The organism is Brachybacterium atlanticum (genome assembly GCF_025669985.1).
GTDB lineage: Bacteria > Actinomycetota > Actinomycetes > Actinomycetales > Dermabacteraceae > Brachybacterium > Brachybacterium conglomeratum.
In genome coordinates, this window is sequence record NZ_JAKJJW010000013.1 from 33,566 (window position 1) to 56,059 (window position 22,494).

The 22,494-nt window shown below is 72.8% G+C and carries 23 protein-coding genes and 1 tRNA gene; 12 read left to right on the plus strand and 12 right to left on the minus strand.

Annotated elements, in window-relative coordinates:
* Positions 1 to 393: 393 nt before the first annotated feature.
* Positions 394 to 1,167: a winged helix-turn-helix domain-containing protein gene (locus L3K22_RS08315; protein ID WP_263310953.1), complete on the minus strand. Its 774-nt coding sequence runs from the start codon at positions 1,165 to 1,167 to the stop codon at positions 394 to 396.
* 413 nt (positions 1,168 to 1,580) lie between these two features.
* Positions 1,581 to 2,219 (minus strand): uracil phosphoribosyltransferase, encoded by a 639-nt coding sequence (upp, locus tag L3K22_RS08320; RefSeq protein ID WP_263310954.1) that lies wholly within the window; start codon positions 2,217 to 2,219, stop codon positions 1,581 to 1,583.
* A 190-nt stretch (positions 2,220 to 2,409) separates the two neighbouring features.
* On the opposite strand from upp, the gene tadA reads away from it, so the two are divergent.
* The 4 genes from tadA to L3K22_RS08340 all read left to right on the plus strand — a co-directional run bounded on the left by tadA (position 2,410) and on the right by L3K22_RS08340 (position 5,788).
* Positions 2,410 to 2,853 carry a tRNA adenosine(34) deaminase TadA gene (gene tadA, locus L3K22_RS08325; protein WP_373318015.1) on the plus strand — a complete coding sequence of 148 codons (444 nt, stop codon included), beginning with the start codon at positions 2,410 to 2,412 and terminating at the stop codon, positions 2,851 to 2,853.
* 193 nt (positions 2,854 to 3,046) lie between these two features.
* Complete coding sequence (locus tag L3K22_RS08330; protein ID WP_263310956.1) at positions 3,047 to 3,844, plus strand: ABC transporter ATP-binding protein; 798 nt, start codon at positions 3,047 to 3,049, stop codon at positions 3,842 to 3,844.
* On the plus strand, positions 3,841 to 4,704 hold the full coding sequence (locus L3K22_RS08335) for an ABC transporter permease (protein WP_263310957.1): 864 nt from the start codon (positions 3,841 to 3,843) through the stop codon (positions 4,702 to 4,704). Before L3K22_RS08330 ends, L3K22_RS08335 begins: the two co-directional genes overlap by 4 nt.
* A 43-nt stretch (positions 4,705 to 4,747) precedes the next feature.
* Positions 4,748 to 5,788, plus strand: coding sequence for an ABC transporter substrate-binding protein (locus tag L3K22_RS08340; RefSeq protein ID WP_263310958.1), 1,041 nt, complete (start codon positions 4,748 to 4,750; stop codon positions 5,786 to 5,788).
* 16 nt (positions 5,789 to 5,804) lie between these two features.
* Here the strand turns inward: L3K22_RS08340 and L3K22_RS08345 are convergent, their stop codons facing one another.
* From L3K22_RS08345 to L3K22_RS08360, 4 genes are read right to left on the minus strand one after another with little or no spacing between them, the layout of a single operon-like run.
* The gene (locus tag L3K22_RS08345; protein WP_263310959.1) at positions 5,805 to 6,434 is read right to left on the minus strand and encodes a response regulator transcription factor; all 630 of its coding nucleotides are present in this window, start codon (positions 6,432 to 6,434) and stop codon (positions 5,805 to 5,807) included.
* A complete protein-coding gene (locus L3K22_RS08350) occupies positions 6,431 to 7,339 on the minus strand; it encodes a sensor histidine kinase (protein ID WP_263310960.1) in 909 nt (302 codons plus the stop codon). The genes L3K22_RS08345 and L3K22_RS08350 overlap by 4 nt, the downstream gene beginning before the upstream one ends.
* Positions 7,340 to 7,351: 12 nt before the next feature.
* On the minus strand, positions 7,352 to 7,600 hold the full coding sequence (locus L3K22_RS08355; RefSeq protein ID WP_263310961.1) for a hypothetical protein: 249 nt from the start codon (positions 7,598 to 7,600) through the stop codon (positions 7,352 to 7,354).
* A gap of 56 nt (positions 7,601 to 7,656) precedes the next feature.
* Positions 7,657 to 8,166 carry a hypothetical protein gene (locus tag L3K22_RS08360; RefSeq protein ID WP_263310962.1) on the minus strand — a complete coding sequence of 170 codons (510 nt, stop codon included), beginning with the start codon at positions 8,164 to 8,166 and terminating at the stop codon, positions 7,657 to 7,659.
* 227 nt (positions 8,167 to 8,393) lie between these two features.
* Between L3K22_RS08360 and L3K22_RS08365 the strand changes: the two genes are divergently transcribed.
* From L3K22_RS08365 to L3K22_RS08375, 3 genes are read left to right on the plus strand one after another with little or no spacing between them, the layout of a single operon-like run.
* Entirely contained in the window at positions 8,394 to 9,410 is a 1,017-nt protein-coding gene (locus L3K22_RS08365; RefSeq protein WP_263310963.1) for a methionine ABC transporter ATP-binding protein, read from the plus strand.
* Complete coding sequence (locus L3K22_RS08370; RefSeq protein ID WP_191459523.1) at positions 9,407 to 10,102, plus strand: methionine ABC transporter permease; 696 nt, start codon at positions 9,407 to 9,409, stop codon at positions 10,100 to 10,102. The genes L3K22_RS08365 and L3K22_RS08370 overlap by 4 nt, the downstream gene beginning before the upstream one ends.
* Positions 10,103 to 10,139: 37 nt before the next feature.
* Positions 10,140 to 10,985: a MetQ/NlpA family ABC transporter substrate-binding protein gene (locus L3K22_RS08375; protein WP_263310964.1), complete on the plus strand. Its 846-nt coding sequence runs from the start codon at positions 10,140 to 10,142 to the stop codon at positions 10,983 to 10,985.
* Positions 10,986 to 11,095: 110 nt separating this feature from the next.
* On the opposite strand, the gene L3K22_RS08380 is transcribed toward L3K22_RS08375, so the two are convergent.
* Together L3K22_RS08380 and L3K22_RS08385 are read right to left on the minus strand one after the other, a co-directional pair.
* Entirely contained in the window at positions 11,096 to 13,207 is a 2,112-nt protein-coding gene (locus L3K22_RS08380; RefSeq protein WP_263310965.1) for a S9 family peptidase, read from the minus strand.
* Between the two features lie 13 nt (positions 13,208 to 13,220).
* On the minus strand, positions 13,221 to 15,347 hold the full coding sequence (locus L3K22_RS08385; RefSeq protein WP_263310966.1) for a prolyl oligopeptidase family serine peptidase: 2,127 nt from the start codon (positions 15,345 to 15,347) through the stop codon (positions 13,221 to 13,223).
* Between the two features lie 434 nt (positions 15,348 to 15,781).
* Here L3K22_RS08385 and L3K22_RS08390 point away from each other — a divergent pair, with 434 nt between their 5' ends.
* The 3 genes from L3K22_RS08390 (at position 15,782) to L3K22_RS08400 (ending at position 17,802) form a co-directional block, all read left to right on the plus strand.
* A complete protein-coding gene (locus L3K22_RS08390) occupies positions 15,782 to 16,711 on the plus strand; it encodes a helix-turn-helix domain-containing protein (RefSeq protein WP_263310967.1) in 930 nt (309 codons plus the stop codon).
* 85 nt (positions 16,712 to 16,796) lie between these two features.
* Positions 16,797 to 17,630 (plus strand): universal stress protein, encoded by an 834-nt coding sequence (locus tag L3K22_RS08395; RefSeq protein ID WP_263310968.1) that lies wholly within the window; start codon positions 16,797 to 16,799, stop codon positions 17,628 to 17,630.
* Positions 17,631 to 17,716: 86 nt separating this feature from the next.
* Positions 17,717 to 17,802, plus strand: a tRNA-Ser gene (locus L3K22_RS08400).
* A gap of 84 nt (positions 17,803 to 17,886) precedes the next feature.
* Here the strand turns inward: L3K22_RS08400 and L3K22_RS08405 are convergent.
* Both L3K22_RS08405 and L3K22_RS08410 read right to left on the minus strand, forming a co-directional pair.
* On the minus strand, positions 17,887 to 18,168 hold the full coding sequence (locus L3K22_RS08405) for an HPr family phosphocarrier protein (RefSeq protein ID WP_263310969.1): 282 nt from the start codon (positions 18,166 to 18,168) through the stop codon (positions 17,887 to 17,889).
* 227 nt (positions 18,169 to 18,395) lie between these two features.
* The gene (locus L3K22_RS08410) at positions 18,396 to 18,653 is read right to left on the minus strand and encodes a hypothetical protein (RefSeq protein ID WP_263310970.1); all 258 of its coding nucleotides are present in this window, start codon (positions 18,651 to 18,653) and stop codon (positions 18,396 to 18,398) included.
* Positions 18,654 to 18,717: 64 nt separating this feature from the next.
* Between L3K22_RS08410 and L3K22_RS08415 the strand changes: the two genes are divergently transcribed.
* Positions 18,718 to 19,410: a TetR/AcrR family transcriptional regulator gene (locus tag L3K22_RS08415; RefSeq protein WP_263310971.1), complete on the plus strand. Its 693-nt coding sequence runs from the start codon at positions 18,718 to 18,720 to the stop codon at positions 19,408 to 19,410.
* 32 nt (positions 19,411 to 19,442) lie between these two features.
* Here the strand turns inward: L3K22_RS08415 and L3K22_RS08420 are convergent, their stop codons facing one another.
* Positions 19,443 to 20,801 carry a M20/M25/M40 family metallo-hydrolase gene (locus L3K22_RS08420; protein WP_263310972.1) on the minus strand — a complete coding sequence of 453 codons (1,359 nt, stop codon included), beginning with the start codon at positions 20,799 to 20,801 and terminating at the stop codon, positions 19,443 to 19,445.
* A 58-nt stretch (positions 20,802 to 20,859) separates the two neighbouring features.
* On the minus strand, positions 20,860 to 21,351 hold the full coding sequence (locus L3K22_RS08425; protein ID WP_263310973.1) for a Dps family protein: 492 nt from the start codon (positions 21,349 to 21,351) through the stop codon (positions 20,860 to 20,862).
* Positions 21,352 to 21,513: 162 nt separating this feature from the next.
* On the opposite strand from L3K22_RS08425, the gene L3K22_RS08430 reads away from it, so the two are divergent.
* A complete protein-coding gene (locus tag L3K22_RS08430; RefSeq protein ID WP_263310974.1) occupies positions 21,514 to 22,482 on the plus strand; it encodes a hypothetical protein in 969 nt (322 codons plus the stop codon).
* Positions 22,483 to 22,494 lie beyond the last annotated feature (12 nt).

The following is a 22,494-nucleotide window of genomic DNA, read 5'->3' on the forward strand; positions in this document are numbered from 1 at the left end:
CTGGTAGTGTTCCGAGCGTCGGAAGACATTGAAAATTTGAGAGATGTGCCGTTCCTCAAGACCCCCCTCATGGGGAGCGGCCGGACGGGCGACAATGCCAGGTTCCCCCACCTGTGGCAGCCCGTCCAGCCTGTTCGCCCGCACCCACCCCTGACGGACGACAGGCCTGACGAGCGGTCCGTGAGCCCCCGACACTGTCGGCTGAGAGCTCCGGGCCGCTCGTCGCATTCCATGGCGGTTCGCCGCTGATCCCGCACGGCCGACGTCGCGGCCGGAGCGCTGCACGCGCGACCGGCGACCCAGCCGGAGCACGGCAGGTCCGGTCGGCGCGCAGCCGACGCGGCCGGAGCACGCCGGGCCCGGAGCGGGGACGACCCCGCCCGGCCCGGCGCCTCAGGACCCCAGGACCGCGACGTCGCTGCCCGGGTCCAGGCGGTAGCCGGCGCCGCGCACCGTCGAGATCAGGCGGCGGTAGCGGCCGAGCTTGGTGCGCACGCGGCGCACGTGCACGTCAACCGTTCGCTCACCGGTGTCCTCGGGTGCATCGGCCCAGACCGACTCCATGAGCTCGGTGCGGGAGATGGTGCGGCGCGAGTCGCGGGCCAGCTTGGCCAGCAGCTCGAACTCCTTGTGGGTGAAGTCCACGTCCTGCCCGTCGATCCGCACCCGGCGGCCGAACAGGTCGATGACCAGCGACTCCTCAGGGGCCAGCGAGGGGCTCGCGGGGCTCACAGCGGTGGCCTGCAGCTGGCGGCGGCGCGCGGCCTCCGCGTCGCGGCGGGCCGGCGAGTTCGGGGAGACGATCCCCTTGCGGCGCGGGCGCAGCGGGCTGACCGCGGCGGCGCCCTGCGCACGGGGCGGCAGCGTGCGTGCGGCGGAGCCGCGGCCGGTCGCGGCGAAGGGGCGGGGGCTGTCCACCGAGACCGTGGTGCGGCCGCCGCGGGCGGAGACCAGGCGCTGGGCCCGGGTGCGCAGCTCGTCGGCGATGAGCGCGGCCTCGACGTCGCCGGTCCCGGCGGGCAGGGAGACCGACACCGTGATGGTGACGGCGTCCTCGGCGGCGACGGGGCGCGAGGCGGTCCCGCCCACCCGCTGCAGGCGGGGCGCGGCGGACCGGGTGTGCGGGGCGGTGGTGCTGGTGGTGGGGCGATCCAGGGCGATGGTCATGATGAGAGTTCTCCGAGATGCGGCGCGTCCTGCGCGGCGGGCGGTGGGCCCGGGATCCCTGGGTGATCGACGCCTGGGGCGGATCGGTGAGGGGTGTGCTCCCGGTGGCACCTGGAGCCCGCGCCCTCCGGCCGGCTCCTGTCAGCCGATCTCGGAGAGGTCGTGAGCGCTCAGAGGCTCGGCTGACGATGCATCATCGGCATCATCATCATGAACATCATCGCGCGCATGCCGGAGCGGACCACCCGGGGGGCGGTCTCGCGGTGCGCGGCGATCGAGGTCATGTCCACGAGCATGCCCCGTCCCGTCCCGAGGGGCAAGCGCCTGTTCACATTTCGGGACGGCGACGGGGCGTCAGGGTCCTGCGTCGAGGCCCTCGCGGAGGGCCTTCGTGCAGGTCAGTGGCCGCGTTCTCAGTCGACGACGCCGAAGAGGCGGTCGCCGGCGTCGCCCAGGCCGGGCACGATGTAGCCCTTCTCGTTCAGCTTCTCGTCGATCGCTGCGGTGACGACGGTGAGGTCGATCGCGGGGTCCAGTTGCACCTCGAGCGCCTTCAGGCCCTCCGGGGCGCACAGCAGCGTCACGCACGTGATGTCCTTCGCGCCGCGCTCGTGGAGGTACTCGCAGGAGGCGATGAGGGTGTGGCCGGTGGCGAGCATCGGGTCCAGCACGAAGCACTGACGGCCCGAGAGGTCCTCGGGCAGACGGTTCGCGTAGGTGGTGACCTCGAGGGTCTCGTCGTTGCGGACCATGCCCAGGAAGCCCACCTCGGCGGTGGGCAGCAGGCGGGTGAGGCCGTCCAGCATGCCCAGGCCCGCGCGGAGGATCGGCACCACCATCGGCTTGGGGTTCGTCAGGCGGGTGCCGGTCATCGTGGTCACCGGCGTCTCGATCTCCACCGGCGCGGTGGCGACGTTGCGGGTCGCCTCGTAGGCCAGCAGGGTCACCAGCTCGTCGGCGAGCTGGCGGAACACCGAGGAATGGGTGGCGCGATTGCGCAGCACCGACAGCTTGTGGGCGACGAGGGGGTGGTCGATCTCCAGAACGCGCATGGGAGGGAATCTACCGGAGCGTGCCCCGTGCCACGCCGCGCAGGGCCGACCGGCGGCCCGGGGGAGAGGATGGTCTCGCGCCCCGGGCTGCTCGGGGCAAGGAGCGCGGGAGAATGAGCGCATGACCGACGCCCCGGCCACCCCGACACCACCCGGCTTCCCGGCATCCCTTCCGAGCGACGACGAGCTGATGGGCCTCGCGCTCGCCGAGGCCCGCGCCGCCGCCGAGCGCGAGCCCGCCGACGTGCCCATCGGCGCCGTCGTGCTCGGGGCCGACGGCGAGGTGCTCGCAACCGCCGGGAACCGTCGCGAAGCGGACGAGGATCCGACGGCCCACGCCGAGATCCTCGCCCTGCGCGCCGCGGCACGCGCGACCGGGCGCTGGAACCTCACCGGTGCCACCCTCCTCGTCACCCTCGAGCCGTGCACCATGTGCGCGGGCGCGATCGTGCTCTCCCGCGTGCAGCGGGTGGTCGTCGGGGCGATGGATCCCAAGGCAGGGGCCGCCGGCTCTCTCTACGACCTGGTGCGCGAGCCGCGGCTGAACCACCGCGTCGAGCTCACCACCGGGGTGCGCGGGCAGGAGTGCGGCGACCTGCTGCGCGACTTCTTCCGCGCCCGTCGGAAGCGCTGACGCCCCCGCGAGAGCGGATCCGCCGAAGACTGCATGTCGCCGCCACCTCGAGAGGTCCGTCGTGCGAGATCGAGGGTCCGCACTCCGAGACGGCCGTCTAGAGTGGCCCCGCGGGCCCGCCCGCACCGTCCCGCCCCGATCGACCCCGCACGCCCGCCGGTCGCCGCCGCCGGACCCGGGACCAGGAGCACGCATGCACACCGCCTCTTCCGCCGCACCGCCCGGCGCCGTCGTCGCCGAGGACGTCTCGAAGGTCTTCTTCTCCGGCACCGACCCCGTCTGGGCGCTCGAGGACTTCTCCTTGACCCTCGAGCCGGGCTCCTTCACCTGCATCGTCGGCCCGTCCGGCTGCGGGAAGTCGACCTTCCTGCGCATCCTGGGCGGGCTCGAGGAGCGCACCGTCGGCTCCGTGACGATGCCGGACGAGGGCCACCGGATCCCCGCCGCGTTCGTGTTCCAGGAGCACGGCGTCTTCCCCTGGATGACCGTGCGGGAGAACGTCTCCTTCGGCCTGCGGATGACCGGCACCGGCACGGCCGAGCGCCGACGCATCGCCGACGACTGGCTCGCCCGGGTGCGCCTGACCGACTTCGCCGACTCCTACCCCCACCAGCTCTCCGGCGGCATGCGCCAGCGCGTCGCGATCGCCCGCGCCTTCGCGACCGGCTCCCCGGTGCTGCTCATGGACGAGCCGCTCGGCGCACTGGACGCCCAGACCCGCATGCTCATGCAGGAGGAGCTCATCGCCCTGTGGGAGGCCGAGCGCAAGACCGTCCTCATGGTCACCCACGACATCGACGAGGCGATCATCCTCTCCGACCGCGTGATCGTGATGTCCGGACGTCCCGGCACCCTCCGCGAGGACATCACCGTCCCCTTCGACCGTCCGCGCTCCTTCGAGATCGAGCGCGACCCCGAGTACGCGGCGCTGCGCTCGCGCATCTGGGACCTGCTGCGCGAGGACGCGCGCACCGCCGAGGAGACCGCATGAGCACCGCCCCCGCCCCCGCCCCCCGCCCCGCGACCACGGCCGACGGCCGCGAGCAGCGCACCCTCCTCGCCGCCCGGGAGCAGCGCGCCCGTGACCGACGCCTGGCCACCCGCGACCTGGTCCTCTCGATCGCCACGCCGATCCTGCTGCTGGTGCTGTGGGAGCTCTGTGCGCGCGTGGAGATCATCGACCCGCGCTTCTTCCCGCCGCCCACCCGCATCGTCGCTGCGGGCTGGGAGATGCTGCTGAGCGGCGAGCTGTGGCAGCACACCGCCCCCACCCTGATGCGACTCGCCGTCGGCGGCGGCCTCGGCGCGCTCACCGGGATCGTGGTCGGCCTGCTGATGGGCTCCTCGCGCGCGCTGAACGCCGCGCTCGGCCCGCTGTTCTCCGCGCTCTACCCGCTGCCGAAGATCGCGATCTTCCCGATCCTGCTGATGATCTTCGGGCCCACCGAGCTGCCGAAGATCATCGCCGTGTTCATCACGACCTTCTTCATCATGCAGATCAACACCGTCTCCGGCGTATGGGCGATCGACCGCAAGCTGCTCGAGGCCGGCGCCGCCTACGGCGCCACGGGCCTCGCCCGCTTCCGCCACGTCATCCTGCCCGGGGCGATGCCCTTCGTGTTCTCCGGGCTGAAGACCGCCACCGGCACCGCCGTCGTGGTGGTCACCGCCGTCGAATTCACCGGCGCGACCACCACCGGCCTCGGCTACCTGATCTGGAACTCCTGGCAGCTGTTCATCCCGGAGAAGCTCTACGTGGGCCTGGTCGTCATCGGACTGATCGGCGCCCTGGTCACCACGATCCTCAGCCGCTCCGAGAAGCTGCTGCTGCCCTGGCGCCGCGAGCGCTGACCCCTACCCCGCACCACACCACCCCGCACCCCTAGGAGCACCGATGCGACGACGCACCCTTCTCTCCCTCACCGCCGCCACCGCCCTCGGCGGCGCCCTGACCGCCTGCGGCTCCGCCGTCACCGGCGAGGACTCCTCCAGCGGCTCGGGCGGCGCCGACGGCGGCTCCGCCTCCGGCGCCGTGCGCGTGGGCCACCTGCCCTCGGCCCTGTTCGCGCCGCTGTACGTCGCGGACGCCATGGGCTTTTTCGAGGACGAGGGCATCACCCTCGAGCTCACCCCCCTGAAGTCCGGCCAGGACGGCGTGCCGATGCTGTCCAACGACCAGCTCGACGTGATGGTCGCCGGATTCAGCGCCGGGATGTTCAACGCCCTCGAGCAGGGCGTGGCCTTCAAGGTCGTCGGCTCCATGGGCATCTCCCCGGGCGACCCGGCGAACTCGCCCACCGCGCTCGAGGTGCGCCAGGACCTCCTCGACGACGGCACCGTCAGCGAGATCGCGGACCTCAGGGGCCGCACCATCGGGGTGGCCGGCGGTCCCGGCGCGACCGGCGGCTACCTGCTCGCGGCGATGCTCGAGGAGGGCGGGCTGACCCTGAACGACGTGGAGATCTCCAACCTCGCCACCCCCGACCAGGAGCCGGCGCTCACCAACGGCTCCGTCGACGCGGCGACTCCGTCCGCCCCTTTCTCCTCCTCGATCGAGGAGGCCGGGATCGCCTCCCCGCTCGCGGTCCCCGCGAAGGGCACCACCGGCACGGGCGTGATGTACTCCGAGACCTTCGTCGGCGCCGAGCTCGCGCAGGGCTTCTTCACCGCGCTCGCCAAGGGTGCCCAGGAGCTCTCGGCCGACGGGAAGCAGACCGACGAGGTCTACCAGATCCTCGCCGACACCCTCGGCCAGGACGTCGAGGTGCTGAAGGCCTCCCCGATGTACACCTACCTCCCCGACCTCGCCCCGCAGCCCGAGCAGCTCGAGGCCATGCAGTCCGTGTGGATCGACGCCGAGCAGATCACCTACACGGAGCCGCTGGACATCGCCGGCATCGTCGACGCGAGCTTCGCGGAGACCGCGGCGGGCTGAGTCGCCTCCGCGGGCCTCAGATCCAGCCCTGGCGGCGGGCGATCGCGGCGGCCTCGTGCCGGTTCGCGGCATGCAGCTTCGCCTGAGCGCTGGAGAGGTAGTTGCGCACGGTCCCCGGGGCCAGATGGGCGCGGCGAGCGATCTGCTCGACGGGGGCGCCGTCGGCCGCGAACTCGAGCACGTCCGCCTCGCGCGGAGTGAGCGGGGAGTCGCCCGAGGAGATCGTCTCCGCGGCGAGCTCGGGGTCGATCGCGCGGCGCCCGTTCGCGACCGAGCGCACGGCGCGAGCGAGCTGCTCGGCCGAGGTCGTCTTCGGCAGGAAGCCCAGCACGCCCTGTGCGAGGGCGCGCTTGAGATAGCCGGGCCGCGCATGCGAGGTGAGAATCAGGCAGCGGGTCGCGGGGGAGGCCTCCGCGATCTGCTCGCACAGCTCGAGCCCGTCGCCGTCGGGCAGCTGCAGGTCCACCACGGCGATGTCCGGCGTGGTCTCGGCGATCAGCCGCGCGCCCTCGGCGACCGTCGCGGCCTCGCCGAGCACCTCGAGGTCCTCCTCGAGGGACAGCATCGTCGCGAGCGCCGAGCGGATCAGGTGTTCGTCGTCGACGAGCACCACGCGCAGCGCGGCCGGAGGAGCGGTGCCGGTCATCGGGACCCTCCCGGGGGATCGAAGCGGACGTCGAGGGTGAAGGTGCCACCCTCGCGGCGCACGTCCAGGCGGGCCTCGCCGTCCAGGCGCTCCCGCATCCCGGTCAGCCCGCTGCCCTCCCGGATCTCGGCCTCCTCGGGCGCGCCGTCGTTGACCATCGTGACGCCGTCCGCGCGGAGGGTGATCTCCACGGCCGACGGGTCGGCATGGCGCAGGATGTTCGTCCCGCCCTCTCGCAGCACCCAGGCGGCGGTGCCGGCCCGGGCCGCGGGGACGTCCTCGGCCGCGCCGCGGACCGTGACCTCCACGTGCGCGGACCGCAGAAGGGATGCAGTGCCCTGCAGCTCGGTCGCGAGATCCGCCTCGCGGTAGCCGCGCACGAGCGAGCGGATCTCGGCGAGCGAGGTGCGGGCGATCTGCGCCGCCTCCCGGCCGTGCTCCGCGGCGCGGGGGTCGCCGCGCTCGGCCAGCTGCGCCACCAGCTCGGTCTTCACGGCGATCACGGAGAGGTCCCGCCCGGTGACGTCGTGCAGGTCGCGGGCGAAGCGCAGCCGCTCCTCGGCGACAGCGAGCTGGGCCTGCGCCTCGCGGGCGTCGTCGAGCTCGCGCACCATCGCCGCCAGCCACAGGGACATCCGCACCGTGAGCACCACGGCGAGCAGCAGCGCGCCGGTGGGGAGGGCGACGGGGGCGGAGAGCCCGAACGCCATCGCGATCACCGTCGTCGCGACCGCCACCGCCGCCCCGATCTGCCAGCGCCATCGCAGGAGCGCCGCGGCGGCGAGCAGCGTGAGCGAGGCGGCGAGCACGGGGGCCGGGGAGAGGCCGAGCAGCTGCAGCAGCACGATGACCGCTGACGGCACCGCGGTGGCGATCAGCGAGCGGTCCGCCGGGATGCTGCCCACCTGCGGGAGGTCTCAGCGGTCCCGCGCCTCGGGCAGCGCCGCCGCCGACCACAGTGCGAGCGCTCGGTGTCCGGACCAGGCGCCGACCACCATCTGCACGATCAGCACCGCGGTCGCCGCAGGGGCCTCGGCCAGCAGCGCGGGCACCGGGGTGCCGAACGCGAGCAGGACCCCCAGCGGGAAGATCGCCTGGATGAGCACGACCGACCACGCCGTGTAGGCGTAGAACACGCTCCACTGGCGTGTGGTGCGGGTCTTCACCGCGGTTCTCCCTTCGGCGTGGGAACGGTCGTCGAGCTGGGGCGAAGCGTATCCGCTCAGCCGATCGCGGCGAGGAACAGGCCGCCGAAGGCGCCGAAGACGATGCCCCACAGGACGATGGAGATGCCCATCCAGAGGTAGACCCGGTCGCGCGCGGCGCCGAGCGCGATCAGTGCAGGTCCGGAGATCTGTGAGGCGACCACGAACGGCCCCAGCAGGCACACCCCGGGCATCCCGTACTTCTCCAGCGCCGCGGCGACCTTGGTCCGGAAGCGGGAGGGGCTGGGCTCCACGGGGGAGCGGACCCCGTGCATCCGACGACCCTGGGCGATCGCGTCCCGGGTGCGGCCGGCCAGCGCGATCACCACGAAGGTCGCCACCAGGTTTCCCAGCACCGCCGCCGGGATCGCGAGGGCCGGGTGGATGCCGAGGGTGGTGCCCAGGAAGGAGCCGAGATAGCTCTCGATGAAGGGGACCGCTCCGGCGGGGACGAGCGCGAGAACCTGCTGCCACGGCGCGAGGCCGGAGACGAGGTCGTGCAGCTGGACGAGGAGGTCCTGGAACATGGGTGGGGTCCTTCCGGGTTGATGATGGTTCCAGCCTCCCCGTGCACGGCGCTGCGCGGCAGGGCGCGGTGTCATCGACCGGGATGCGTCTCTCACGGCCCGCCGATGAGAGATGTCAGACCGCACGGCGTGACCCCGTCCACATGGGGACCTGCAGGTCTGTGAGGTTTGTTGCGGCAGATGAACGCGTGCTCGGCGTGCGGGGCGCTCGATGCTTGAATTCCGGGGTGATCACTCTCGACGCACTGCGCAAGGTCTTCCCCGCACCCGGCGGCGGGGACCCCGTCGTCGCGCTCGACGGGATCGACCTCCACCTCGGGCCGGGCCGCATCCACGGGATCGTCGGCCGCTCCGGGGCGGGCAAGTCCACGCTCATCCGCTGCCTGACCGGGCTGGAGAAGCCCACCTCGGGCCGGGTCGAGATCGACGGCACCGACATCGCCGCGCTCGAGGGCGCCCCGCTGCGCGCCGCCCGGCGGAACATCGGGATGGTCTTCCAGCACGCGAACCTGCTGGACTCCCGCACCGCCGCCCAGAACATCGCCCACCCGCTCGAGATCGCCGGGGTGCCCCGCGCCGAGCGCGAGCGCCGCGTCGCCGAGCTGGTCGAGCTCGTGGGGCTCACCGGCCGCGAGCACAACCATCCCGCGCAGCTCTCGGGCGGGCAGATCCAGCGCGTCGGCATCGCGCGCGGCCTCGCCGCCGAGCCGAAGGTGCTGCTGTGCGACGAGCCGACCAGCGCCCTGGACGGCGCCACCACCCGGCAGATCCTGCGCCTGCTCGCCGACCTCCGCGAGCGCCTCGGCATCACGGTGGTGATCATCACCCACGAGATGGGCGTGGTGCGCGAGGTGTGCGACACCGTCACCCTGCTCCAGGACGGGCGGATCACCCAGAGCGGCGACCTGCTCGAGGTCGCCGCCGATCCGCACGGCCCCCTCAGCGCCGAGCTGATCCCGCTGCCGCCGGCTCCTACCGGCATCGAGGCGCTGGTCGTGAACTGCGACTACGGCGACTCCGAGCGCTTCCGCACCACAGATGACCTGATCCGTCTGGCCGAGACGTACGAGGCCGAGGCGACCCTCGTCGCCGGCACCATCGAGACCATCGGCGGCCGGCAGGTGGGGCGGGTCCAGCTCGCCCTGCGCAACCGTTCCGGACAGCCGATCTCCCGCCAGGGGCTCGATGACTTCCTCGCCGAGCTCGAGAGCGCCGGCGTCGTCGCGAAGGAGGTGACCGCATGATCGAGTGGCTCGACAACCCCGTCTTCACCACCTGGGACTCCAACACCTCGCTGTGGTCCAACACCCTGATCACCCTGTACATGACCGTGGGGACCATGCTGTTCTCCACCCTCATCGGTGTTCCGCTGGGTCTGCTGCTCTTCGAGACCTCCGGCGCCCGCGGCGGTCTCGCCCGCTGGGTGAACCGCGTCGTCGGCTTCGTCGTGAACGTCGGGCGGTCCTTCCCGTTCATCATCCTGATCATCGCGCTGATCCCCGTCACCCGCTTCATCGTGGGCCGCGTGACCGGGCCGAACGCCGCGATGTTCGCGCTGGTGATCTCCGCGATCCCGTTCCTCGCCCGTCTCATCGAGATCAACCTGCGCGAGATCTCCGCCGGGAAGGTCGAGGCGGTGCAGATGATGGGCGCCACGCGCTGGCAGATCATCCGACAGGTCCTCCTGCCGGAGGCGCTGCCCGGCATCATCGGCTCCCTCACCACCACCACGATCGCCGTCATCGGCTACACCGCCATGGCCGGCACCGTGGGCGGCAAGGGACTGGGCGACCTCGCGATCCGCAACGGCTACCAGAGCTACGACAACGTGGTCATGGTCGCGACCGTGGTCGTGCTGGTGGTCATCGTGATCGCCGTCCAGGCGCTCGGCTCCGCCCTCTCCCGCGCCGTCGACCACCGCGCCGCGGCCCGCTGACCTGCTTCATCCCACCCTCGTCGAGAAGGACATCCCCATGACCCACATCTCCCGCCGCACCACTCTGCTCGCCTCCGGCGCGGGCCTCGCCGCGCTCGCCCTCGCCGCCTGCGGCGCCGGCGGCACCGAGGGGCCGTCGGAGGAGAACGGCGTGACCACGATCCGCATCGGCGCCTCCCCGGCCCCGCACGCCCAGATCCTCCAGTTCGTCCAGGACAACCTTGCCGAGGGCGCGGGCCTCGCGCTCGAGATCAGCGAGTACACCGACTACCAGCTGCCCAACCAGGCGCTGAACGACGGCGACCTCGACGCGAACTTCTACCAGACCCCCGCCTTCCTCGAGGGGCAGATGTCGGAGAAGGGCTACGACTTCCACGCCTTCGAGGGCGTCCACGTGGAGCCGCTCGGCGTCTACTCCGAGACCCTCACCTCGCTCGACGAGCTGAAGGACGGGGACGAGGTCGCGATCGCGAACGACCCCACCAACCGCGGCCGCGGCCTGGACCTGCTCGCCGCCAACGGCGTGATCACCCTCGCCGACGGCGTCGCCCCCACCTCGGCCACCACCGGCGACATCGCCGAGAACCCGAAGAACCTGCAGTTCACCGAGCTCGAGGCCGCGCAGATCCCGCGCTCCCTCGCCGACTTCGCGATCGCCGTGGTCAACGGCAACTACGCCCTCGAGGCGGGCCTGAACCCCTCCGAGGAGGCCATCGTCATCGAGGAGGGCGAGGGCAACCCGAACGCGAACATGATGGTGGTGCGCACCGCCGACGCGGAGAACGAGGCCCTCGTGAAGCTCGACGAGCTGCTCCACAGCGACGACGTCCGCTCCTTCATCGAGGAGACCTACACCGACGGCTCGGTCATCCCGGCCTTCTGAGCCCGAGCGCTCCAGGCCGCACGCCGGCCGACGGAACGACGACGCCGCGCCCGCCCCACGAGGGGCGAGCGCGGCGTCGGTGCGTTCGGGGCGGCGCGGAAGAGCTCGCCTCAGAGCAGCTCCGTCGCCCCCAGCTGATCCAGCAGCCAGGCCAGCTCGTTGGCCCGCTGCTCCCACTTGCGGTAGCGGCCCGAGCGGCCGCCGTGCCCGGCGACCATCTCGCAGCGGAACACGATCGGGCGCTCGGCCTGGTCGGAGGTGACCGTCTCGCGCAGGCGGGCCACCCACTTCGCGGGCTCGACGAAGAACACGCGGGTGTCGTTCAGCGAGGTCGAGGCGAAGATCGCCGGGTACTCCACCGCCTGCACGTTCTCGTAGGGCGTGTACGCCTTCATGTACTCGTACACGGACGGGTCGTGCAGCGGGTCGCCCCATTCCTCCCACTCACCGACGGTCAGCGGCAGCGAGGGATCCAGGATCGTGGTCAGCGCGTCCACGAAGGGCACCCCGGCGATGATCGCCCGGAACCGCTCCGGGGCGAGGTTCGCGACCGCGCCCATCAGCAGCCCGCCCGCGCTGCGGCCCTCGGCCCCGAGCCGGGCCGGGTCCACGAGGCCGCTCGCGCCGAGATGCTCCGCCGCGGCGACGAAGTCGCTGAAGGAGTTCTTCTTCTCCAGCAGCTTGCCGTGGTCGTACCAGACCCGGCCCATCTCGCCCCCGCCGCGCACGTGCGCGATCGCGACGACCACGCCCCGGTCCAGCAGGGACAGGCGCGTGGGCACGAAGGACGGGTCGACCGAGACCTCGTAGGAGCCGTAGCCGTACAGATACCCGGGTGCGGTCCCGTCGGCCGCGACCTCCCTGCGCGCGACGACGCTGAGCGGTATCGCGGTGCCGTCGGCCGCCCTCGCCCACTCGCGCCGCTCCACGTAGAGGGAGGGGTCGAAGTTCGGCACCGGGGTGACGCGCAGGACCTCGGTCGCACCGGTGGCGACCTCCCGCTCGGCGACGGTGGGCGGCGTGAGCAGGCTGGTGAGCTCGTAGCGCACCGCCTGCTGGTCCCAGTTCGGGTTCGCGTCGAGCTCGACGGTGTCCAGCTCCCCGCCGTGGGTGAGGTCCTCGGCCTGATCGAGCCGCAGCGACCCGTCGGCCGCCCGCGGGATGATCCGCACCGAGGCGAGACCGCCGGCGCGCAGCTCGAGCGCGACGAAGCCCGCGAAGGACTCCACCGCCAGCAGCCGCTCGCCCTCACCGGCGACCAGCAGCTCCTCCCACTGCTCCGGGGCCGCCAGCGGCGCCTGCGCGAGCGCGAAGCCGGTGTGCCCGTCGTTGTGCACCACCAGCAGACGGTCCCCGGCGTGCTCGACCGCGTAGTCCACGCCGTCGCGCCGCCCGCCCGCGGGCACCGGCGCGGACTCGGGCGCGGCGAGGTCCAGCAGCCACGCCTCCGCCGTCGTGGTGGAGGCGGACTGGATGACGAGGGTCGTCTCGTCGCGGGAGCGCTCGAAGCCGATCATGAACCGCTCGTCGCCCTCCTCGAGCACGAGCACGTCCTCGGCCGGATCGCCGCCGATCCGATGGCGCCAGACCTGGTGCTGCCGCCACGCGTCGTCGACCCGCGCGTAGAACAGCCACTGCTGATCGGTGGAGAACGCGATCCCGTAGCCGGTGCCGGTCACGGACTCGTCGAGCACCTCGCCGGCGGAGAGGTCCAGGATCCGCAGCGTGAACCGCTCGTCCCCGGCGGTGTCCACCGCATAGGCGAGGAGGTTGTGGTCGGGGGAGAGAGTCAGCCCGCCGAGGGAGTAGAACTCGTGCCCCACGGCCTCGGCCTGGGCGTCCAGCAGCACCTGCTCACCCGCGAGCATCACCCCGGGCTCGACCTGCGGCATCGCGCCCGCGTCGGCGACGCGCGTGAACCTCGGGTAGTCGTCTCCGACGGTGGTGCGGGTGATGTACCACCAGTCCCCGCGACGCACCGGCACCGACAGGTCCGTCTCCTGCGTGTGACCGACGAACTCCTCGACCAGGCGCTGCCGCAGCGCGCCGAGGTGCGCGGTGCGGGCGTCGGCGTAGGCGTTCTCCGCCTCGAGGTGCGCGATGACCTCGGGATCGGTCTTGTCGCGCATCCACTCGTACGGATCCACCACGACATCGCCGTGGTGGATCCGCTCGGTGGGGCGTCGCTCGGGGGAGGGGGCGTCCGGATGCTGGCTCGTCATCCCTCGAGAGTAGTCATCCTTCGAGGTCGGCGGCGCCCAGCTGGTCCAGGAGCCAGGCGACTCCCTCGACACGGAGGTCCACGCCGTCCGCGAGGGAGTCGGCGACCCGCAGCAGGATCGGCCGCTCGACCGGATCGGACGTGACCCGCTCTCGCAGCCGCGCCACCCAGATCGCGGCGCAGGCCGGCGGGATGTCCGTGCCCTCGAGCGCGGTGAACGCGTAGACGGCGGGGTACTCGGTCTCGCGGATGTTCTCCGCCGGGCTGCAGGCGCGCAGGGTCCGGTAGGCGGTCTCGTCCTCGGCCGGATCCCCGAACTCGGTCCACTCCTCGAGGGTGAGCATCACCTCTGGGGCCAGCAGAGTCTCCAGCGGGTCCACCAACGGGGTCTCCGCCAGCACGGCCCGGAACAGCTCCGGCGCCCGGTTCGCGGCCGCGCCGACGACCATCGCACCCGCCCCGGTGGCCACGGCGCCGATCCGGTCCGGAGCCGCCCACCCGGAGACGACCAGGTGATCCGCGCAGGCGACGAGATCGTCCACCGAGTGCATCCGCCGCTGGCGACGGCCGTCGTGGTGCCACTGCGGCCCGAGCTCGCCGCCGCCGCGCACGTGCGCGACGGCCACGACGACGCCGCGGTCCGCGAGCGCGAGCACCTCGGGCTGCAGCAGCGGGTCGAGGCACTGGCCGAACACTCCGTGGCCGTGCAGCAGCACCGGGGCGGTGCCGTCGGCGACCACGTCGGCCCGGGCGATCAGCGAGATCGGGACGCGGGTGCGGTCGGGCGAGGTCGCCCACAGCCGCTTCTCGACGTACCGCGAGGCGTCGAGGCCGGGCACCTCGACGCGCTTCAGCACGAACGGGTCGCCGCCGTCGAGGGACGCGCCGATCATCGTCGGCGGGGTGAGGAAGCTGTCTACCCGGCAGCGGATCGAGCGCTGCTCCCAGTCGGGGGTGTGCTCCAGCCGCACCGCGTCAAGCGGTCCGCCGGTGACGATCTCCCGCACGGCGCCGACGTCGAGGGAGCCGTCGGCCCGGCGCGGGATCATCCGCACCGCCGGCAGGGCGCCGACGCGCAGCTGCAGCGCGACGAAGCCGGCGAAGGCCTCCACGGACTCGAAGCTCTCGCCCTCCTGCGCGTGCAGCAGGGGGCTCGCGCTCCCGGGCAGCGTCCCCGAACCGAGCGGCGCCTCGGCGAGCACGCAGCGATGGGTGACGGGGTCCGCGTGCAGCAGCAGCAGCCGGTCGCCGGCATGCTCCACGACCGTGGAGCTGCCGGGCAGGCGGTCGGTGACCTGGATGGGCGTCGCCGTCGGCGCGGCGAGGTCCAGCGTCCACACCTCGGCGGCGACCGGCGAGGTCGAGCGGATCATCACGGCGGACCCGTCCCGGGAGCGGCTCAGGGCGAGCTCGGACCAGTGGTCGGGCTCCTCGAGCAGCACCGGGTCCGTGGAGGGGTCGCTGCCCAGCACGTGGCGGCGCACCTCGGCGCGCCGCCCGAGGTCGTCCAGACGGGTGTGGAGCAGCGCGGTCGAGTCCGCGGAGAACACGGCATCCGGCCCCGCGCCGTGCACGGAGTCGTCCACGACCACGCCGGTCTCGGCGTCGGTAACCACGAGGCGGCAGCCGCCCGCGGCGGCCTCGGCCCGGGCGAGCAGGCGGTGGTCGGGGGAGAGGGCGATGCCCAGCACCCTCCGGCAGTCCTCCACCAGCACGCTCTCGCCGGGCAGCAGCTGCCCGGGGACGGGGACGGGCACGCCGGACGGGCCGCGCACGGCCTCGGAGTCCCGCACGCGGGAGAAGGTGACGCCGTCCAGCGGGTGGGTGCGGTCGATGTACCACCAGCCGTCCAGCAGCACCGGCACCGACAGCTCCTGCGGCACCTCGTCCTCGAGGGTCTCCGCGAGGCGGGCACGCAGCGGCGCGAGCGCGAAGGTGGCGCGGTCGGTGTGCGCGTTCTCGGCGGTGAGGTGCTGGCGCACCTCGTCGGAGCGGAAGTCGCGCAGCCAGCGGAACGGCAGCTCGGCGGAGTCGCCGAAGAGGATGCGCTGCGCGGTGCGGGGCGCCGGACGGGGGGCGAGGAGGGACTCCGCGGAGCGCAGCGGGGGGTGCGGGGCTGCGGGGACGAGGTGATCGGTCATCGGAGCGGCTTTCCTCTCGGGGGGGGGCGGCCGGTTGGGGCGAAATCCGGTTCGGTGGTGTTCTCGGCCGGACTGGTCACGGCGGGGCACTGCGGGTGATCAGCTCTCCGGAGTCGGGACCCGACCGAGCCGGCCGACGGCGACGGCGCCACCGTGAGCGGTCCGCCCGCGTGCACGGGCAGGGCCGGGGCGAGGGGGACATGACGAGGAGCGGAGAGCGCCTGGGGCGCCGGCGTGCCGTTCACCGTCGGGACCCTTCCCTTCCTCGGAGCTCGTGGGACGGCCGCAGAGCCGTGCTGTGATGTCGTTCTGCGACATGCGTCATGCACGTTACGCTCGGTGTTTTACAGGTATGTGAAAAGTCCTGAAAACGGGTGCGCTCGCATTCGGTGGGGGATGATCGACGGAGCACGGCTGGAGGAGGACCAGGCGATATGGCGACGGATGACCACGGGAGGTTCGCTCCTGAGCTGCGCGCGGCGATCAAGCGCAGCGGGCTGACCCTCACCGTGATCTCCCAGCGTCTGCGCGCGCGCAACCGTCCCGTGAGCGTCGCGACACTCAGCAACTGGCAGTCGGGTCGGAGCCTGCCCGGCGGCGACCAGTCCCTCGGTGTCGTCGCCGCCCTCGAGGAGCTGCTCGGGCGGCCCCCGGACTCGCTCGCGGATCTCGTGGGCGGGCCGCGACTGCAGGGGCGCGCGGTGCAGGAGATGAGCTTCGTCGGGCGGCCGTCCAGCCGCGAGGTCTTCCAGGAGGCGCTCGATGAGCTCGGCTTCGCCAGCGCGCAGCAGTACGCGCACGAGCGCGTCATCCACCAGCTCGCGATCATCGACTCGACCCGGTCGGTGCAGCGACTCGAGCACCGCATGATCGTGCGTGCGCTGGAGTCGGGGACCTGCCGGCTCCCGGCGGTGCACGTGCTGGGGCAGAACGAGCCCAACATCGCCCCCCGCTACATCCCGACCGAGGGCTGCACCATCGGGAGGCGCGTGGCCTGGCCCCGCCGCCGCGCCTACGGGGTCGAGTTCCTGCTCGACGGGCGCCTCGACGCGGGCCAGGTCGCCACCTTCGCCTACCGGGTCGAGTTGCACGCCAGCGCCACCGACGTCACGGGCAGCATGTACTCCGTCCCCCGACCCGCGAACGACGTGCTGCTCGAGGTCGAGTTCCGCGGCCCGCGCCGCCCCCTGGACTGCGAGCGCTACCGGCGCACGGACGCCGGGGAGACGGTCTCCTCCCTGCGGCTCGACCACCGCGACCGCCTCCAGATCAGCGAGGCGCGCTTCGGGCCCGGCACCTTCGGCCTGCGCTGGTCCTGGGGAGTCGACGACGGCTTCGACGAGGACTTCGACGACCTGTACTGACTGGGTGACCACGGCGTATCCTCGGGTGACAGCACGGTCGCACGGGGAGGTGCGGGACATGGAGCCGTCAGCTCGGAGCATCCTGGTGGGATATGACGACACCAGCGCCGCGATGGCCGCCGTGCGCTGGGCCGCCGAGCTCGCCCATGACACCGGCGCCGGGATCCGCCTCCTGCACGCCTGGACCTGGCCGCTGCTCGGCCAGGGCCTCGCCGGCATCCCCGTGCTCGACCCCGCCGGACCCCGCAACCAGGCCAGCCGCCTGCTGGACGACGCGGCCGAGCGCATCGCCGCCCGCCATCCCGACGTCCCGGTCTCCGCCGAGCTCGTCGCCGGCATGCCGCGCGAGGTGCTCGAGGAGGCCTCCGCCGGTGCCGACCTGCTCGTCGTCGGGACCCGTGGGCTCGGCGCGGTGCTCGGGACACTGCTGGGCTCCGTGAGCCGCGGGCTGCTCCACGACGCCGGCTGCCCCGTCGCGATCATCCGTTCGGACCAGCACCGGGCGGGCCCGGTGCTGGTCGCCTACGACGGCTCCGACACCGCCGGCGAGGCGGTCGACGTCGCCGCCGACCTCGCCGCGGCCTGGGGGTCGACGCTGCGCGTGGTGCACGTGCGCACCGTCCCCCAGGCCCCCTACGACAGCGGCGGGGAGGCCTGGCAAGCGGGGAAGGGCACCCGTGTCCTGCTCGACGAGGGCGTGGTCCGGGCGCGCGCCCGTCAGGCGCGGGTCGAGGTGCAGTCGCGGATGCTCGAGGCCCGCACCGCCGCGGAGGGGCTGCTGGACGCGGCGGCCGGTGCGCGGATGCTGGTCCTCGGCCATCGCGGGCTGGGTCGGGGTCGCTTCGGCTCGACCGCCCACGCGACGGTGCTGCACGCCACCGGCAATGTCACCGTGGTCCGCCACGGCCCCGAGGGCTGAACGGCGGCGCACGAGGACGTGACGTGACTCGCGTCCGACGCTCACCGGTTTGAACGCAGGGTGTCCGTGCGGTTATTCTGCTCGACGGTAGCGTGTCCGAGCGGCCGAAGGTGCATCACTCGAAATGATGTGTGGTTCATAGCCACCGCGGGTTCAAATCCCGCCGCTACCGCCCCTGACCTGGAGTTTCCTCCCGGTCGACGAAGGCCCTCGCCGATCCGGCGGGGGCCTTCGTGCATGCGGCGGGCGGGGGCGATCAGCTCTCTTGGAACTCCTCGTCGAGGTTCGTCGCGAGCAGCGCCGCGAGGGCGTCCAGCGATTCCTCGGCGCCCTCGCCCTCGGCGCGCAGCGTGACCTCGTCCTCGAAGGCGACGTCGAGGGTGAGGAGCATGAGGATGCTCGAGGCCTTCACCGGGCCGGCGTCCGCGGTCTCGATGGTGACGGCGGCAGGCTGCTCGGACGCGGCCTGCGAGAAGAGTGCCGCCGGGCGGGCATGGAGGCCGCTCGCGCTCGCGACCTTCACGGTTCGTGCTGACATCTGGCAGGCCTTTCTCGACATGGTCGACCCAGGGTAGCGCCGCGGAGTGTCCTCGCGGGCGTTCATCCGGTGTTACTGCGCCGTTCACAGAGGTTTCCGACAGGTGGAGATTCCCTGACATCCGTCCGAGAAGTGCGTTCGGGGGCGTCGGCGGGCGCTACGGTGGTGCAGGCCGTCAGGGGTGACGGAGCGGCGACGCGCTCGGGGGAGCCGCGTACCTGGCCGTCTCAGCGGAACGGCCCCACGACCCGGGGGGAGTCATAGCTCGACATCCCCAGCGCGCCGGAGGCGTAGATCCCCTCGACCACGTCCCCGGGATGCAGGACCACGCTGCCGCGGGCGGTCACGGACCAGATGCCGCGGGCGGTGACCCGGGCGTGAACGATCCTGTGCCCGATCAGGTCCGCGAGGGGAGCGCGGGTCCCGTGGCCCCGTCGGCCATCGGGGCCGGGAGACCCGGCCAGGCCGGACAGGAAGGCACGCACGCACCCAGCCTGCCGCACGCTCCAGCCGCCGGGCGGCCCCCGGGTGCTGGACTACGATGACGCAATGACCTCCTCGAACTCCTCGGGCGAACGCGCCCCGGATCCCCGTCCCGCCCGCACCCGCGCCGCGATCTTCACCGCCGCGCGCGAGCTGAGCGCGGACGACGGCGAGGTCACCGTCAACGCCCTGGCCAAGCGCGCCGGCGTCAGCCGCGCCGCGTTCTACAGCCACTTCACCGGGCTCGACGACCTGCTGGGCGCGATGCTCCAGGAGATGTTCGACGCCGCCTGGGAGCGCGGACGCACCAACGGCGCCGCCGGCCACACCATCGAGCAGCACGTGCAGCACGGCTACGCGATGATGGCCGCCTACATCGAGCGGCACCATGCCTTCCTCCGCGGCGCGCTGGACTGGAAGTCCAGCCACCGCACCTACATGATCCTCACCGGGACGATGGCCGCGCTGCACGTCGAGGCGCTCAAGCGCATGCCCGACAGGCTCCCGCCACGTCCCGGCATCGAGGCCCTCGCCCGCAGCCTCACCGGCGGGGAGCTCGTCCACGCCGACCACTGGCTCGTCACCACCGAGGAGGCGGCGAGGGCCGGGGAGGAGCTGGATGCGACCGAGCTGCTCGAGGTCATGCTCGCCACCGCACCGTCCTGGTACATCGGCCTCGGCGTCGACGAGCCGATCCCGGCCGCGGAGCTGCTGGCCTCGGCCCGCACCTACGGCGAGGACGCGGCCGACCAGCACTGAGCGCCGAGCGGAGCAGCCCCCTGCGGGCGGACTCAGCAGGTCGCGACGAGACGCAGCAGCACCCGCGCGCCGAAGCGCACCGCGTCCACCGGCACCCGCTCGTCCACGCCGTGGAACAGCGGGGCGAAGTCGAGGTCCGCGGGCAGCTGCAACGGCGCGAAGCCGTAGCCGGCGATGCCGAGCAGGCTGAGCGGCTTGTTGTCGGTACCGGCGCTGAGGCAGTAGGGAAGCACCTTCGAGCCCGGGTCCTCCGCCTGCACCGCCGCGGTCATCGCGTCCACCAGCGGGGACTCGCGCGGGGAGTCGACGGCGACGCCGATGTGGTCCACGACCACCTCGACGTGCTCGCCGGTCAGCTCGTCCAGCAGGGCCAGCAGCTCCTCCTGGTGCCCGGGCAGGAAGCGGCAGTCGAAGCCGGCCTCCGCGGTCTGGGGGATGACGTTGACCTTGTACCCGCTCTCGAGCATCGTCAGGTTCGCCGAGTCGCGCAGAGTCCCGGCGACGAAGTGGCGGGCCCCGCCGGTCAGGGGCAGGAAGCGGTCGATGTCCTGCTCGTCCCAGCCCTGCCCGGTGATCTCGGTGATCCCATCGAACAGCGCGCGGACGCTGGCGATGTACTCGATCGGGAACTCGTGCTCGTCGATCGCGGTGATCGCGCGGGCCAGGCGCACGATGGCGTTCTCGTCGTTCGGCACCGAGCCGTGCCCGGCGCGGCCGGTGGCGCGCAGCCGCCCCCAGGCCAGGCCCTTCTCGGCGGTCTGGACGAGATAGGCGCGCACGTCCTCGCCGGTGGACTCCTCGGGCAGGCTGATCGAGTAGCCGCCCACCTCGCTGATCGCCTCGGTCATGCCGTCGAACAGCTCAGGGTGGTTCTCCACCAGCCACTGGGCGCCCCAGACGCTCGCATTCTCCTCATCGGCGAAGAAGGCGAACATCAGATCGCGCGGCGGGGCCTGCCCGCTGCGGGCCAGGTGACGGGCGACGGCCAGGATCATCCCGACCATGTCCTTCATGTCCACGGCGCCGCGGCCGTGGATCATCCCGTCGATGATCTCGGCGCCGAAGGGGTCCACCGACCAGTCCTCGGCGCGAGCCGGGACCACGTCGAGGTGGCCGTGGAGGATCAGGCCGCCGCGCTCGCGGTCCTCGCCCGGCATGGTCACCAGCACGCTGGGACGGGCGGGGTGCGACTCGACCACCTGCGGCTCGAGGCCCACCTCGTGCAGCCGCTCGACGACGTACTCCGCCGCCTCGGTCTCACCCTTCCCCCAGGTCTCGGGGTCGTTGCCGCCGAAGTTCGTGGTGTCGATCCGGATGAGCTCGCGGGTGAAGCGCACGGCCTCGTCCTGCAGCAGGGCGAGCTCGTCGGCGGTGGGGGCGGCGATCGGCATGCCGGGGTCCTCCTCGGGGTCGGGTCCGTTCACCGTACCCGGCCCCGAGGGAAGAGGCTCAGGACTGTGAACGCTCGAGATGCGCGCGCACGAACCACTGGAACTTCTCCAGCTCGGCGGACTGGCCGATCAGGATGTCCTCGGTGATCGGGTCGAGCTCGCCGGCGAGGGTGATCGCCTTGCGGTGGGAGGCGATGACGCCGTCGTAGACCTGGTCGATCGCGGCGAGGTGCTCCTGGGTGCCGGCCCTGCCGGTCTCGTAGTCGCTCCAGCCGCGCTCGGCGACGAGGCGACCCGGGGTGCCGACGGGGGAGGCGCCCAGCTGCGCGATCCGCTCGGCGACCTCGTCGGCGTAGCCGCGCACGAGCTCCACCTGCGGGTCGAGCATCTCGTGCACCGCGATGAACTGCGGGCCCACCACGTTCCAGTGGGCATGCTTGAGGGTGAGGTGCAGGTCGTTCAGGGCGTGGAGGCGGTCCTGCAGCGCTTCCACGAGCCGGCGGGAGTCGTCGGTGCCGAGGCCGGGGACGGTGTAGCTGAGGTCGGTCATGAGTGCTCCTAGTCGTGGTCGGGTCCCGGCGGCCGGGCGGCGGCGCCGGGGACGTGCGGATCCTTCCCCTCCATCCTCTCATTCGACCCGCTGCCGCCGGCAGGGTCCTCCCTCCTGCCCCGTACGATGGCCCCGTCAGCGTCCCCTGCGGAAGGAGCGCCCATGAGACCCGTCGACGAGCTGCGCGACCGGCTCCACGCCGCGCGCCGACGCGCCGAGATCGCGGGCGCCCGCGCCGACGTCCTCGCCCAGGCGCGGGCCGTGGTCCCCGAGCTGCCGCGCGACGCCGATGCGGGCCACCTCGAGCGGGCCGCCCGACGCCTGGTGCGGCGCGCCGCGCAGGACGAGTTCGCCCGCGAGGGGATCACGAGGATCCCCGTCCCCGAGGCGACCGGACGGGCCGAGCTGCGACGCGCCGACCTCGCCTCCGACGCGGCCTTCCACGCGGTCGTCGAGGACGTGCTCAGCGCCGTCGAGATCGTGCCGAGCCCGCTGGAGAGCGACGACGCGGTCGCGCTGCGCGACGCCCGCGCCTCGTCCGACGCCTACGGACTCTCGCCCGAGGTCGCCTCCGATCTCGCGTCCTACCTGCTGGGTCGCGCCTTCCTGCTGCGCGACGAGGAGCGCGACCTCGACGCCTATCTCGACCGGCACGAGCGGCAGATCCGCGAGGACATGCGCAGCGCGCTGGTGCGCCTGGTGCGGGTGCCGCTCGAGCTGCGCAGCGCCCGTGAGCGCCACCACCGGATCGCGAGCGGCCTCGCCCCCGATCCCGCGGGCACCGCGCACGGAGCCGGGACGGGTGCTGGGACTGCCGGCGGGGCGGGGAGCGGCGCGAGCGGTGCCGGCGCCGCCGCCCGCGAGGCCCTCTCGCAGCGCGCCCGCTCGGCGATGGACCACGCGCGTGCCGAGGCCGGTCGTGCCGCCCTCGGCGCCCTGCGCAGCGGCGCCGGCCGCGCCTTCGAGCGCTACGGCCGAGGGGACGACGGCGGGGACGTGCGGGGCGGGGAGGCGCGGAGCAGGGATGAGCGAGGTGCCGCGGACCGGGCCCGGAAGCAGCGGATGGGCGGGCAGCAGGCCGGCGAGCACCGCACAGCCGAGCAGACGGTGCACGACCCACGATCGGACTGATCGGGCGTCGGT

Bases quoted from the DNA above. Each gene is read 5' to 3' on its own strand.
- L3K22_RS08330 (WP_263310956.1), top strand. From the start codon at position 3,047: ATGCACACCGCCTCTTCCGCCGCACCGCCCGGCGCCGTCGTCGCCGAG.
- L3K22_RS08315 (WP_263310953.1), bottom strand. From the start codon at position 1,167: ATGACCATCGCCCTGGATCGCCCCACCACCAGCACCACCGCCCCGCAC.
- L3K22_RS08425 (WP_263310973.1), bottom strand. From the start codon at position 21,351: ATGACCGACCTCAGCTACACCGTCCCCGGCCTCGGCACCGACGACTCC.
- L3K22_RS08420 (WP_263310972.1), bottom strand. From the start codon at position 20,801: ATGCCGATCGCCGCCCCCACCGCCGACGAGCTCGCCCTGCTGCAGGAC.
- L3K22_RS08340 (WP_263310958.1), top strand. From the start codon at position 4,748: ATGCGACGACGCACCCTTCTCTCCCTCACCGCCGCCACCGCCCTCGGC.
- L3K22_RS08430 (WP_263310974.1), top strand. From the start codon at position 21,514: ATGAGACCCGTCGACGAGCTGCGCGACCGGCTCCACGCCGCGCGCCGA.
- L3K22_RS08405 (WP_263310969.1), bottom strand. From the start codon at position 18,168: ATGTCAGCACGAACCGTGAAGGTCGCGAGCGCGAGCGGCCTCCATGCC.
- L3K22_RS08390 (WP_263310967.1), top strand. From the start codon at position 15,782: ATGGCGACGGATGACCACGGGAGGTTCGCTCCTGAGCTGCGCGCGGCG.
- L3K22_RS08345 (WP_263310959.1), bottom strand. From the start codon at position 6,434: ATGACCGGCACCGCTCCTCCGGCCGCGCTGCGCGTGGTGCTCGTCGAC.
- L3K22_RS08370 (WP_191459523.1), top strand. From the start codon at position 9,407: ATGATCGAGTGGCTCGACAACCCCGTCTTCACCACCTGGGACTCCAAC.
- L3K22_RS08360 (WP_263310962.1), bottom strand. From the start codon at position 8,166: ATGTTCCAGGACCTCCTCGTCCAGCTGCACGACCTCGTCTCCGGCCTC.
- L3K22_RS08385 (WP_263310966.1), bottom strand. From the start codon at position 15,347: ATGACCGATCACCTCGTCCCCGCAGCCCCGCACCCCCCGCTGCGCTCC.
- L3K22_RS08375 (WP_263310964.1), top strand. From the start codon at position 10,140: ATGACCCACATCTCCCGCCGCACCACTCTGCTCGCCTCCGGCGCGGGC.
- L3K22_RS08380 (WP_263310965.1), bottom strand. From the start codon at position 13,207: ATGACGAGCCAGCATCCGGACGCCCCCTCCCCCGAGCGACGCCCCACC.
- tadA (WP_373318015.1), top strand. From the start codon at position 2,410: ATGGGCCTCGCGCTCGCCGAGGCCCGCGCCGCCGCCGAGCGCGAGCCC.
- L3K22_RS08415 (WP_263310971.1), top strand. From the start codon at position 18,718: ATGACCTCCTCGAACTCCTCGGGCGAACGCGCCCCGGATCCCCGTCCC.
- L3K22_RS08335 (WP_263310957.1), top strand. From the start codon at position 3,841: ATGAGCACCGCCCCCGCCCCCGCCCCCCGCCCCGCGACCACGGCCGAC.
- upp (WP_263310954.1), bottom strand. From the start codon at position 2,219: ATGCGCGTTCTGGAGATCGACCACCCCCTCGTCGCCCACAAGCTGTCG.